The organism is Pseudogulbenkiania sp. MAI-1 (genome assembly GCF_000527175.1).
Lineage (GTDB): Bacteria > Pseudomonadota > Gammaproteobacteria > Burkholderiales > Chromobacteriaceae > Pseudogulbenkiania.
In genome coordinates this window covers 3,218,550-3,231,484 of the sequence record NZ_AZUR01000001.1, presented here as the reverse complement: position 1 = coordinate 3,231,484, position 12,935 = coordinate 3,218,550, and the positions used below count along the sequence as shown (strand labels likewise).

Here is a 12,935-nt window from a genome sequence, read left to right as displayed (position 1 = left end):
GAAAGGTGGACACATTCGGGCGGCGTGGCCGGTATGGCATGGGGGGAGCGGGCGGCTTCACCCTGATCGAGATGATCGTCACGGTCCTCATCGTCGCCTTGCTCGCCAGCATCGCCCTGCCCATGGCCGAACTGGCAGTGCAGCGCGAGAAGGAGCAGGAATTGCGCCTGGCCCTGCGGCAGATCCGCGAGGGCATCGACGCCTACAAGAAGGCCGTCGACGAAGGACGCATCCCCAAGGCGGCGGACGAGTCCGGCTACCCGAAGACGCTGGAGATCCTGGTGGAAGGTGTGCCGGACCCGAAGGACCCGGACAAGAAGAAAAAGTATTACTTCCTGCGCCGGCTGCCGCGAGACCCGATGGCCCGTGACGACGGCACGGTCGGCGCTGCCGATACCTGGGGCAAGCGCAGCTACGCCAGCCCGCCCGATGCCCCGGAAGAAGGGGACGACGTGTTCGATGTCTACTCGCGCTCGGAAGGAAGGGGGCTGAATGGCGTTCCCTATCGGCAATGGTGAGGTCCTTGACACCCGCTCGTGGTGGGCCGAGGCCATGAGACCGTCCCGCCCACGGGCGATTCGAGGCAAGGGCAGATCCCTATGAAAAGGCATCGCACTACCGGCTTCACCCTGATCGAGCTGATGGTGGTGATGAGCATCATCGCCCTGCTGCTGACCATCGCCGTGCCGCGCTATCTCAGCAGCGTCGAGCGCTCCAAGGAGGCGGTGCTGCACAGCGACCTCACCACCATGCGCGAAGCCATCGACAAGTATTACGGCGACCGCGCCAAGTACCCCGACACGCTCGACGAGCTGGTGTCCGGCAAATACCTGCGCAATCTGCCACGAGACCCGTTCACCGACAGTGCGGCCACCTGGGTCGTCGTGCCGCCGGAAGACCCGGCCAAAGGGGGCGTCTACGACGTGAAGAGCGGCGCCCCCGGCAAGGCGCGGGACGGCACCCCTTACAGCGAGTGGTAAGCATGCGTGGGCCGTCGACATCCCGTAACCCCGGCATTCGCCAGCGCCAGTCCGGTTTCACTTACCTGGGCGTGCTGCTCCTCGTTGCTATGCTGGGCGCGCTGCTGGCTTCCACCGGCGAGGTCTGGTTCACCGTGCAGCAGCGCCAAAAGGAACAGGAGCTGCTCTTCATCGGCCACCAGTTCCGCGAGGCCATCCGCCTCTATTACGAACGTTCCCCCGGCGGGGCCAAGCGCTACCCGCGCAAGCTCGAAGACCTGCTGCAGGATGACCGCTACCCCACCACCCAGCGCTATCTGCGCAAGATCTACTTCGATCCGCTGACCGGCAAGCAGGAGTGGGGGCTCATCAAGGCGCCGGACGAAGGCATCGCCGGCGTCTACAGTCTCGCTCCCGGCACCCCGCTCAAGGTCGACAACTTCGACGAGAAGGACGCTGCCTTCAAGGGCGCACGTCGCTACGCGCGTTGGCAATTCAGCTATCAGCTGGTGCGGCCCGGTACACCCAATGGCCAAGCCGCTACTGACAAAAATACGTCGCCAGCATCGGACGCTTCCGAGACATCCGAAGACGAGGAAGAAGAGGCGGAAACCACCTCCAACCAGTGAAATAGCGGCTTCCAGCCCGGCCAAGAGGTCTTTCCAAGCCATCCGGCACTCGTTCATATCGTTAACATTTCGTCATCTGTTGGCCTATTTAGAGCAATAGCTCAAGCGTTGTAATTTCCCCATAGTTTCTGGCCGATCAGCAGTGTTTTACCCCAAGTTTGAATGACATATTGCTAATTAAAACAAAAGCATAGCGCTTTCGTTTTATTTGGCTAGAGGGCTGGGTAACGGTCTTGGTACATGCTTTTTTCTGTGTATAGTGTGCCCCTGATCTATTAGAAATCAGGGAAAAATCACTGGCGATGTCCGGCTTCCGGGTATTCGCAATGACTTGACTGATAGCGTTTGGCGCACACCAGGCTCCCATTACAAAAACAGGGGCCAGACCAACAAAAAGGTGTGGCAGCAACAAGAACATATCGCCGCTCAGTCGTTTCCATCAGGGGGCCAAAGGGGGTCATGATCCTGTACAGGAAAGGGTGGCGTTCGTCTTGTTCGCATTCTGGTCGGGTTGGCAGGTGAAATTCCCAGACAATGAGAAAGGAACCTCATGTTTGGTACTGCCGCCGCACCTTGCGGCCAAAGGGGCTTTTTTACCCGCGCCGTTCCCAGGCTGGTTTTGGGGCTGATGCTTGCTGCCTCGCTTCCCAGCTTTGCCCAATCAACCAAGACATCTCCCCAAAACCAGGGCACGACCACGGCCGCGGAAGCCGTCGAGCGCGAAGGCGAGCTCGAAGTCGTGCACGTGCACAATGTCGACAAAACCACCGGCTACCGTTACTTCCTGCGCTCCGAGAAGGGGCGTGTCGAGCTGAAGTTCAAGAAGCGTGGCCCACGCCAGCCCAGTGGCACCAAGGTGAAAGTCAAAGGCTCGCTCAGCGGCAATGTGCTGGCGCTGGACTCCACCGGCGGCACCAGCTACCAGGTGCTGGCCCTGCCTGCGCCCAATACCTTGGGCGAACAGCGTACCGCCGTGCTCTTGGTCAACTTCCAGGATAACCAGACTCAACCCTACACCGCCGCTCAAGCCAACACGACGGTCTTCGGCAGCAGCAACGACTTCTTCAAGGAAAACTCCTCGCAGCAGACCTGGCTGAGCGGCAACGTCTTCGGCTGGTACACCCTGCCGATCGCGCAGACCTGCAGCCCTGACAACATCGCCGCCTACGCCAATCAGGCTGCGGCGGCAGCTGGTGTCGACCTGTCGCTCTATCCGCGCCGCGTCTATGTCATCCCGCGCAACAACACTTGTGCCTGGTCCGGGATGGGTACCGTCGGCGGCTCGCCTTCTTCCTCCTGGCTGAATGGCGCGCTCTACCGCGGCACAGTGACCCATGAAATGGGGCATAACCTTAGCCTATGGCATTCGCACTCGCTGGATTGTGGTACAACGACGCTAGGCAGCAGCTGCAGTCGCAATGAATATGGCGATCCTTTTGATACGATGGGGAACGGGGTTGTGCATTACAACGCCTTCCAGAAAGAACGCTTGGGATGGCTGAATTACGGCACTTCTCCAAGGATCACCACCATAGAGAGCAGTGGCGGGACGTTCACGCTGGAGCCCTATGCGGCGGCCAGCAGTGGCACCAAGGCCTTAAAGGTGCTCAAGAGCATCGATCCGACCACTGGCCAGAAAACCTGGTACTACGTGGAATTCCGTCAGCCGATCGGTTTTGATAGTGACATCTCGCGTTTTCCGCAAGCTGTGAATGGCGTGCTGGTGCATACCGGTACTGATGGTAATGGTGATAGCAGTGACCTTCTCGATATCACCCCGAACAGTTCAGCGACTGACGACATCAGTGACTCGCCACTGGGGGTGGGGCAGAGCTTTACCGATAGCACTAATGGCATCACCATCTCGCTGTTGTCTGTAGGTAGTAGTGGCGCCACGGTCAGTGTCAGCGTGGGTGGACAGTCGACAACCCAGACCTGCAAGCATGCCAACCCGAATATCGCCCTGTCACCCGGTCAGAGTGCTTCGGTAGCAGCGGGCACGCCGGTGACGTACACGCTCAGCGTGACCAATGCCGACTCCAGCGCCTGCAGCAGCTCGGTCTTCAACCTGGCGGCCTCCGTGCCTGCCGGCTGGAGCAAAACCCTCGCCAGCCCGTCCTTGACCCTGGCTCCGGGCGCCAGCGCCAGCACCACGTTGACCGTGACCTCGCCGACGTCCGTTGCAGGCGGCTCCTATGGGATCAGTGCCACGGCTGCCAACGGGACCTCCAGCGGCTACAGTGCCAGCGCCTCGGTGACGTATATCGTAGCGAGTAGCTCCACGACGACTACCAACAAGCCCCCGGTGGCGCTGAACGACAGCGCCAGCACCTTGAGCGGTACCGCCGTCAAGGTCGCCGTGCTGGCCAACGATTCCGATCCGGAAGGTAAGCCGCTGTCGCTCAAATCTGTTGGTGTTCCATCGCGCGGCAAGGCCGTGATCAACAGCGATGGCACGGTTACCTACACGCCGAATGGCAAGTTCAAAGGAGCTGACAGCTTCAGCTACACCATCAGTGATGGGGTCAACTCCGCCAGTGCCAATGTGGCGGTGCAAGTCAACAGGTAACGCTGGCAAACAGGGCAACTTGTCGCCCGGCAAGACACCCTGACCAACAAAAAGCCCGGCTCGAAAAGCCGGGCTTTTTCCATCATGCCGCCCCGATTACAGGCAGGCACTCGGCAGGTTGTTGTTGTAGTCGTCCAGGCGTTTGGCCAGGCTGTTCGCCAGGCTGGCATCGGCGGAGCTAAGCGGACCGGTGTAGCCATAGCCGGTGAACTGGTACTTGGTCAGCAGGTCGTTGGCTTGCTTAATGGCGTCGGTTACCTTCGCGCACTGAGCGGCACCTGCCGCGTAGTTGAGCTCGGCTGCCACCAGTTGTGCCGCCATGTTGAACAGCGGGTCGCTGGCTTTCTTCTTGCCATCGAAAGTCGACTTGTTGAGCAAGCTGACCGCCTTGCTGCAATCCGGCGCTTTATCCGGCGTTGCCACACTGCCATGCAGATAGAGGCCGTCTACCTGGATGCCGGTCGGCTCGGCCTTGGCCATGGTCTGGTCGAGTACCGGGGCTTGCTTACCGCTACTTTGCTTGCAAGATGCCCAGTTCTTCCAGAAGCCGATGGTCCGTGCCTGACCTTCCGGAGGCGGTACGTTGTCCACTGTGATCTGCTTGAAATCACCAGCATTGAGGGTGAATCCGACGCAGACGGTGCTGTTGTCCCCTCCATTCGGTGGGAAGAAGGCTCCCGGCAGCGAGGCCAGGCTTGTCGTCCATCCCGGCAGTACGCCTTGTTCGCACAGCTGATAGTTACCCGGAACCACCTTGTCGAAGGTAATGGTGCCTCCATTGGCCGCATTGGCTTGCAGCGTTTGCAGCGTGGTGCCATCCGACGAGGCGGACGCGCCGGTACGCAGGCTGAAGGTAAAGACCTCACTACCCGTGATCGGCAGGCCCTTGAAGGTCTTGATCACCTGTACTTCCGCGCGCTTGACGTTCTTGAATGTGCAAGAGAACACCCTGCCCGCATCGGCCGGGTAATCCACCGTGAAGGTGCAGGTCTTGAGGGCAGGGTCACTGTTGACACTGCTCAAGTCCCAACCTGTCTTTGTGGTTTCCGTGACGGTATAGCTGCCTTCCGCCAGCGAGAACGGCTGCCCGCCGACCTGGAACGGCACATAGCCTCCGTTGGCATCGGCAATGGCCACTACACCCGCTCCTGCTCCCGGACCGGTCAGAGTGAAGGTCCATTGGAAGTCAGGGTCGCCCGACTGCAGCGCTGGCTCGGTGATCTTCTGTACCTGAGCCGAAGCCGGTGCAAACGCCCGCTTGTTGTTGAACTCCGCCGTCCCTGTGCAGGTCGGCGTGCTATTGACCACCGTGAGGTTGACAGTACGCTGGCTGCCGCTAGGATCGGAAATGACGCCCGAAGTGCTGACGCCCTGGGCATTGACGAAGAGGGCTTCCTCATCGACCAGGTAGGTATCGGGTACCAGACCATCCAGAACGACCGATTTCGGCGAGGCATCACCCGGATTGAAGGTAAGTTCCTTCAGTTCCTTGTAGGTGGCGTCACCCAGCCGGGTTACGGTGAACTTGATGACGTACTTTTCACCCGTAGCCAGGAACGACATGGCTTCTGCATCGATCGATTTCTTGATCGTCAGCTCAGCCGAAGCGTCCGAGTCGATGGTGACGACAACCGGTCCGGATAGCTGAGCCGCGCCATCTTTCGGTTTCAGCGTTGCCGTGTCGGTCAATGTGCCCGTAGTAATCTTCTGGCCATCCAGATGGATGACTTTGTTGAAGACCACGGAACCACTCGTGCTCTGTTCACCGGATGTCCAGTTGACCGGGCCGGTTGTCGGCGTGCCGAGGACGTAGGCCGGATCGAAGCTGCCCGGTACGCTGCCGCCAAGACTATCAACCGAGAATTTCAGGAAGTTGCCGGTGATCGACTCGGTATCGGTGATGACGGCCGTTGCGTTGGTCGTCGTGCCGGTGCCGATGGTTGCACTGGCCTTGGCTTCCGTGTTTCCGGGCACCGGGATTCCGGTCACCTTGTCGATGTAGGTGGCAGTGGCAACGTCATTGAAGGAACCCTCGCTGCCGTCTGCTGCCGACAATACTTGCGTGTTGGTCAGAACCTTCAGTTCGGTGTTGGCGGGCACGTCAACCGGTCCGGACGATGCGGTTGTGCCGACTTGGATGGTCGGCGTCGTTCCCTTGTAGATCTTGTCGGTCACGTTCACGGTAATGGTGCGTGCAGCCGGGTTCTTGGCGTACACGTTGGTCGTTACCGTGATGACACCGGGGATGGCGGCCGATTTGGTCCACTTGATGGTGATCTCGACCGGTTTCTGGTCAGAGAAGTCCTTGGCGCAGACGTTGCCGAACGAAATGTCGGTCGGTTTGGCTTCCTTGGTGATGTTCCAGGTAAAGTCGGTATCCTGGACTGCCGTCATGTCTTTCCGCAATTCCTGCGGCAGGATCTCTTTGACAGGAATGGAAACGTCACGGGCACCGATGCCGGCTGTGCCAAAGGTCTCGTTCGTCAGGTTGGCATGCAGCGACGATCCTGGGTACAGATGCGAACCCAGCGCCAGTCGTGCGTAATAGTCGAACACGCAGGTGGTGTTTTTGGCTTGGGTGATCGTCACCAGCCGGTAGAGCGACTTGTCGGTACCGCCGATCCCTGGGCTGAGCACGTTTTGTGCACCAACGCTGATAGTGCAGCTCCCGCTCTTCTTGGTCAGGGTCGATAGCACGTCGTAACCGGGGTGGCCGGCGTCCTCATTGTCGACTACCACGGCCAGGGTGTAGCTCTGGTTGGCCGGAGAGGAGCTCCCTGTTTGCACGGTCAGGCGATAGGGCACCAGGTCCAGTTCGTTCCAGCCTTTGCCCAGGTTGCCGGTTGTATAGGCTGTATCGGGGCAGACGAACTGTCCGCTGCTGTTGGGCAGGGTAATGTCTCCATTGTTGCGGCAGCCTTCCAGGGTGAGACTCACATGATCCGGATCGGCTGCAAACGCAGAGTTGGCGCCCAACACCAGAAACAGGGTGGTGAGCAGCAGTTTGAAAAATGTTAGTAAGGTTTGTTTGACGCCCGCCGGTGTTGCTGTGGCGGAAGAGTGTGTTCTGGGCGTTGTTAGTCGCCTCCGAAAACAGCCGGGACTCATTTTTACACCTCCTCTGATTACTCAAAGGCGGTTCCTGCCAAGGAATCGCACGCATGATTCCCCTATCGCCAGCGAAATGATCGCCAGGATTTTTTATTGCTGTTGCTTCTTATTTGACCAAACCACTTTTCAGCGCTTCACCTGAATGTCGCATCTGGTCAGCACTGACTATGGTTCTTTTTCGAGTGATGTCCGATAGTTGGGTTGCTACCTCCTTTTGCTTTGCTGGCGGCAATACACACGGTTAATTTTAGTTGGTGTCATTAGGAGATTCAAAGGGGTATTTAAAATATTATTTTGTCAACCTCCGAGCATGAACTGAATTCAAATGGGGTTTTTAGGCTGTTAATTGCTACTAAACATGGGTGATGCCTGGATTAATTGCGGATGTGATTTGTTCGAGTTGTTGGCGTTTTGTTTGATATGCAACCAACGTGCCGGCAGTAAAAGAAAACAGCAGACAATTATGTTAACTGGTGACGGTGAAATCGTGCTGCCATTGCAAGCCCTATGCAATAAGATCGTACTTGGTCTATATCTGACTGTACCTTGTTTCACTGTGTACAGGGTTTCTAAAGGAGAGGGCGATGATGAAAAAAAGCAGGGTCTTGAGCGCTTGTATGGCAGGATGGCTACTGGCCGGCCTCGCCAACGCCGACGAAAAAACGGTCAAGCCGCTTTTCGAAGAGCGTTTCCCCGGACTCAAAGCGGAATCGGTTGTGAAAGAACCGCTGACGGGCCTGTATGAGATTTATGCCTCCGGCCAGATACTCTACACCGATGAGAAGGTCTCCTACGTCATTCAGGGCACCCTCGTCGATGCCAAAACCAGGCAGAACCTGACCAGCGAACGCCTGAAGAAGTTCACCGAGATACCCTTCGACAAGCTGCCCTTCGACCAGGCCATCAAGATCGTCAAAGGCAGCGGCAAGCGCCAACTGGCCGTCTTCGAAGACCCGGACTGCCCCTTCTGCAAGCAACTGGAGAGCGAGTTGAAGAAGGTCGACGACGTGACGGTCTACGTCTTCCTCTACCCGTTGGAGCAGCTGCATCCCGGCGCCACGGCCAAGTCGCAGAAGATATGGTGTGCGCCGGACCGGGCAAAAGCCTGGCTGAAGGTCATGCAGGATGGCACTGTCCCCGATGGAAAGGGTGATTGTGACAATCCCATCGCCAAACTGGCCGAATTCGGACGATCGCGCCGTATCACCGGTACGCCGACTATGATGTTCGAGAACGGCACTCGAATCGCGGGAGCCATCCCGGCCGACAGACTTGAGAAACTGTTGAGCGAGAACGCGGCAAAGCCTTGAATGAGATTGAATGAATGCCTCGTGTTGCCCCTTGGTTCTCCAAGGGGCTTGTTTTTTATGCGCATTGACTTTCTGTTTGATATTTTCAATCATATATTTTGTTATGCATTTGTTGTTTTTGATTTTATCGTAATATCTTTATGGGCTTGTCTTGGGTGCCAAGATCAAGCGGCATGTTCGCTAACGCTATGAATTATTGCTCTTTTTGCGTTTTCTTCCATTCGTATGTCTTGTTTTGCCATTATGACGAAATGATGGGTTGTCATCTGCTGTCAGCAGTGTATAGTTGGCTCGCCAATGTTAAGCAAAACATAGGAAACACCCACCGTATCGAGCGCCGATAACAAGGGCGCCATGCTGTGGCTGGTTATGTGCTAAGTAAAAATAATAAATGGCTAACGAGATGATAAAAATGGCGATAACAAAAATAATTTATTGTTGTTGCGATAGGGGCATTTTTTCATCCTGATAGCCTAGGGCGAACTGACCGGTTTGGTTGAGGTGGGGTTTCCTTTATTAATGAAGAAAGGAATCTCATGCTTCGCCATTCAAGGGGATTGCCCGGTCTGCGTGCCGGCCTGCACCGTATCCTTGCGTGTTGCGGGCTGGCACTCTTGTTTTCCGCCTCCCCCAGCTTTGCGCAATCCACTACTGGTCTGAAAAAAACTACTCAGGCCACATCGACCATCCATGCCTCTCAGCCCACGTCCGTCGCCCAGCAGACTCAGCTCGAGGGTGAGCTGGAAGTGCTGCACGAAGATGACTTCAAGAACAAAAAGAGCCGTACTCGGCATTTTCTGAAGACTGACAAGGGCGAGCGCTATGAGCTGAAATTCAAGGCCCACGCTCCTCATCACCCGACCGGCACTAAGCTGCGGGTCAAGGGTGCCAAGAGCGGTAACGTCCTTTATCTGGATAGCAGCGGAGGCAGCAATGTCCAGGTTTTGGCGATGGCTTCGACTAACACCTTTGGCGAGCAGAAAGTCGCCGTCATGCTGGTGAACTTTACCGACAACACCACCCAGCCCTTCACTTCATCCCAGGCGAATGCAGCTTTTTTTGGAAGTACTGGGAGCGCTACCAGCTTTTACAAGGAAAATTCCTTCGGGAATACCTGGCTCAGCGGCAATGTCCTTGGATGGTATACTCTGCCCATTTCCTCGACGAGTGATGCAATTACAATTGCCAGCCATGCAAAACAGGCTGCGCAGGCTGCTGGTGTTGATCTGACCGCCTACAGCCGATACGTCTACGTTTTTCCCAAGCATCCCACCTACCCTTGGTCAGGCTCGGCCACCGTTGGCGGGGCGCCTTCAGAGGCATGGTTGAACGGGACAATCGCCGTTAAGACCATCAGCCATGAGCTGGGCCACAATCTCGGCCTTGATCATGCCAAATATATGAACTGCGGCACCGTTTCCTTAGGCAGTAATTGTGGAATCAACGCTTACGGTGACCCAAGTGACAGTATGGGCGCCATTAGCACCGGGCATTTCGATGCCTTCCATAAGGAGCAGCTAGGTTGGCTCAACAACGGCGCCATGCCTCCCATTACCACTGTCTCTTCGGATGGCACCTATAGCCTGGACCCTTACGAAATCGCGGGCAGTAAATCCAAGGCGCTCAAGATTTTGAAGGGTGTCGATGCCACCACCGGGGCAAAAACCTGGTATTACATCGAATACCGCCAGCCAGTCGGTTTCGATACGGCTCTGCCGACGTTGATGTACAACAACAATCTGACCCGCGGGGTACAGGTGCGCCTCGGCACCGATGGCGACATTGGCAGCAGCTACTTGCTGGATATGACTCCTGGTAGCGAAGTAGGTCAATATGATTCGGCCTTGGTCCCTGGTCAGAGTTATAGCGACAGTACTGCCGGCATCGTGGTCACTACGCTCTCAGCCGACACTACCGGCGCTACAGTGAACGTAAGCTTTGCCAGCAAACCCACCCAGTCCTGTGTGCAGACTAACCCGTCGGTGCTGGTTTCGACGTCCCAGAATACTTCGGTCGCCGCTGGTACCTCGGTCACATATACCGTGGCAGTGACCAATAATGACAGCAGCGCCTGCAGCGCTTCTACATTTAACCTGTTGGCGAGTGTACCGTCCGGCTGGGGGGCAAGCTTTGGGAGCAGTGCGTTGACCGTCAGCCCGGGTAGTGCTGGTTCGACAACGTTCACAGTAACCTCATCGTCCACGGCCTTGGTTAGTTCGTACACTATCGGAGCTACCGCTACCAACACCTCGTATAGCGCGAGCGGTTCGGCCACCTACAGCGTCGCCAGTACCACTACTACCACTACATCTGGTAAGGGGGGCGGCAAGGGTAGAGTGAAGTAATCGCCGGAGCAAGGCCGCCATCTTGCTGAGTCGGGATGGCAGGTGTAATGGTTCAAAGCATAAGAAAAGGGCGATGGGTGAAAATCCATCGCCCTTCATGTTTGCAACTAAGCAACGTTTACTAACTAATTATAGGTTCGGCGTGAAGCCGCAACGAGCCGGCGGATTATCCGGGTTGAGGCACAGATTGCACGATTTCGGCGTGGATACAAGCAACTCGTCGGCTGTGCCAAATGGCCTTGTCCCAGTGGCCGAAATGGTATCCCTAAGCTGTGCCACATCCGGGTTCAAGGTGTTCCCAGAAGACAAGAGCTTATTGAGTGCATGGTGCGGCTTATACGTACCGGTATAATTTACGCAAGTCGGATCGGCCTCGGTGCCCGCGCCGAGCGTGAAGCTGCCATTGGTCAGGCCGCCAGCAATGACGATACCGGCAGTGCTAGCTGCGCTATCGGTACCTTCCGCCAGATCCTTGATCGTAACATTGGTGAAGGCGAAGTTATTGGTGTTGCACAACGATCCGCCGTAGCTGACATCCAGAACTACACGGTTGGCTGTGTCGGTATCATTGAGGCAAGTGGTGCAACTCTTCGAAATCGTTGGGAAACCCTCGAATTGCACGGTACACGTTGCCGTAGCACCGTTGGAACTGATAGTCGCCCCAGACGATGTGCCATGAGCAGTAATCGTGTCTTCGAAAGTTTGGACACCAGTTCCGCCCAGAATGGTGGCGCTATAGCAGATCGTGTCGCCAGGAACCAAAGAGGCGGGATCTTTCGAAGTAGTCGTCGGCAAGCCACCGCTACAAGTGAAGAAGCCGGTGGAGCCGGACTCCAGCGCAGGAACATCCGTCACCGTGATATTGGCAAGCGTGCCACCGCCAGAGTTGGTGACTTGACCTTTAACCGTGAACCTTGCCTGATTCTGCGAGACTAGTTCTTTGAAGACACAGGTCTTGGTCACATCCAGCTTGCAGACCGGGAAATCCCTGAGAATAAAGTTCTTGGTCTCGGATTTCGTGGTGGATGATGACCGGCTGGTCGCCATGAAACTGGCAAAGCACGGCTTGTCTTCCCCGGTTAGCGCCGCGACGTCAAGGCCGCCTTCCAGGAATTGGCCTGAGCCCCCCTCACCTGGAGCCCACGGGAGGGTGATCGTTGTGCTATTCGAACCTGCGCAAACGGTGTCTGCACCTGGGTTGCCTGTTCCGGAGACATCACAGAAGCGGCCGGAAATCCCGCTGGTGTTGGTGGAATTAGTCACATCCACCAGCGTGCCGGTGCCGTCGCAGGGGTCACCGCTAGTATCACTCCACTTGCGCACACGAATCGTGCCGATCTTGCCGCCATTGTCGTAGGCAACCGTTACCAGCAGATCGTTATTGCAATGGTGGGCGGGGCCTGTTCCATCGGCATTTTTGAATGTCCCAGTGGTTTCATCCAGCACAACTTTGTTCTTGAAGAACCAGTAACCGAGCTCCGTGGTGCCATTGAAGGAGCTGCGGTTGGAACCAAAGAACAACACGAGAGGAATATTAGCCCCGCTAGTGTTATGGTTATAGCCTGCCGCATAGGCATGCGTCATATCTGCCTTGGCTGGGGATGAACCTGATCGGAAATCCCATTTGCTGACATCGTCCTCGTCCTTTGACCCTTTACTGAAAACATGAGGAGTGGTATCAGTGATGATCCCGGTAAAGACGTCCGCGTGGGAGGAGCCCTTTTTAACCGTGTCTGAATTGGAACCATTGGGGCCAAAATTGTTCCAGTCGTCGGGAAGAGCACTGGGGGGTAAGCAGGGGAATGTATTACTTGCCCCTGAACAGTTGGGGTCGACCGTGTCTGGGACATTCGGTCTATCCAACTCGAAGAGCGAATTATCGCTTACTACACTTGCGAACGCTGGAGGCGCCAAGCCAACGCCCATGAGGGCCGCCGTACATGTAATGGCGACGGCCCGACAAAGTTTATTGAAACTGCACGTACTCATGTCACACCTCCTCTGAATGACTC

Annotated in this window: 9 protein-coding genes; 6 read left to right on the top strand and 3 right to left on the bottom strand. The window is 56.6% G+C overall.

The annotated features are described in order from the left end of the window. Positions 1 to 5 precede the first annotated feature (5 nt). The 3 genes from PSEMAI1_RS0115010 to PSEMAI1_RS0115000 all read left to right on the top strand — a co-directional run bounded on the left by PSEMAI1_RS0115010 (position 6) and on the right by PSEMAI1_RS0115000 (position 1,588). Entirely contained in the window at positions 6 to 518 is a 513-nt protein-coding gene (locus PSEMAI1_RS0115010) for a type II secretion system protein (protein ID WP_232219931.1), read from the top strand. Positions 519 to 599: 81 nt separating this feature from the next. Next, complete coding sequence (locus tag PSEMAI1_RS0115005) at positions 600 to 980, top strand: type IV pilin protein (RefSeq protein ID WP_024303659.1); 381 nt, start codon at positions 600 to 602, stop codon at positions 978 to 980. Between the two features lie 2 nt (positions 981 to 982). Next, positions 983 to 1,588, top strand: a complete 606-nt coding sequence (locus PSEMAI1_RS0115000) for a type II secretion system protein (protein WP_029770751.1) — start codon at positions 983 to 985, stop codon at positions 1,586 to 1,588. Positions 1,589 to 1,724: 136 nt separating this feature from the next. Here PSEMAI1_RS0115000 and PSEMAI1_RS22055 read toward each other — a convergent pair whose 3' ends face one another. Beyond that, complete coding sequence (locus tag PSEMAI1_RS22055) at positions 1,725 to 2,006, bottom strand: hypothetical protein (protein WP_198019625.1); 282 nt, start codon at positions 2,004 to 2,006, stop codon at positions 1,725 to 1,727. Between the two features lie 132 nt (positions 2,007 to 2,138). Between PSEMAI1_RS22055 and PSEMAI1_RS0114995 the strand changes: the two genes are divergently transcribed. After that, positions 2,139 to 4,157: an Ig-like domain-containing protein gene (locus PSEMAI1_RS0114995; protein ID WP_024303657.1), complete on the top strand. Its 2,019-nt coding sequence runs from the start codon at positions 2,139 to 2,141 to the stop codon at positions 4,155 to 4,157. A 96-nt stretch (positions 4,158 to 4,253) separates the two neighbouring features. On the opposite strand, the gene PSEMAI1_RS0114990 is transcribed toward PSEMAI1_RS0114995, so the two are convergent. Further along, positions 4,254 to 7,265: a hypothetical protein gene (locus PSEMAI1_RS0114990; RefSeq protein WP_024303656.1), complete on the bottom strand. Its 3,012-nt coding sequence runs from the start codon at positions 7,263 to 7,265 to the stop codon at positions 4,254 to 4,256. 587 nt (positions 7,266 to 7,852) lie between these two features. On the opposite strand from PSEMAI1_RS0114990, the gene PSEMAI1_RS0114985 reads away from it, so the two are divergent. Then, complete coding sequence (locus tag PSEMAI1_RS0114985) at positions 7,853 to 8,578, top strand: DsbC family protein (protein WP_232219930.1); 726 nt, start codon at positions 7,853 to 7,855, stop codon at positions 8,576 to 8,578. A gap of 536 nt (positions 8,579 to 9,114) precedes the next feature. After that, positions 9,115 to 10,923 (top strand): NEW3 domain-containing protein, encoded by a 1,809-nt coding sequence (locus PSEMAI1_RS0114980; RefSeq protein WP_024303654.1) that lies wholly within the window; start codon positions 9,115 to 9,117, stop codon positions 10,921 to 10,923. A gap of 129 nt (positions 10,924 to 11,052) precedes the next feature. Here PSEMAI1_RS0114980 and PSEMAI1_RS0114975 read toward each other — a convergent pair whose 3' ends face one another. Further along, complete coding sequence (locus PSEMAI1_RS0114975; protein WP_156943156.1) at positions 11,053 to 12,912, bottom strand: hypothetical protein; 1,860 nt, start codon at positions 12,910 to 12,912, stop codon at positions 11,053 to 11,055. Positions 12,913 to 12,935: the final 23 nt, after the last annotated feature.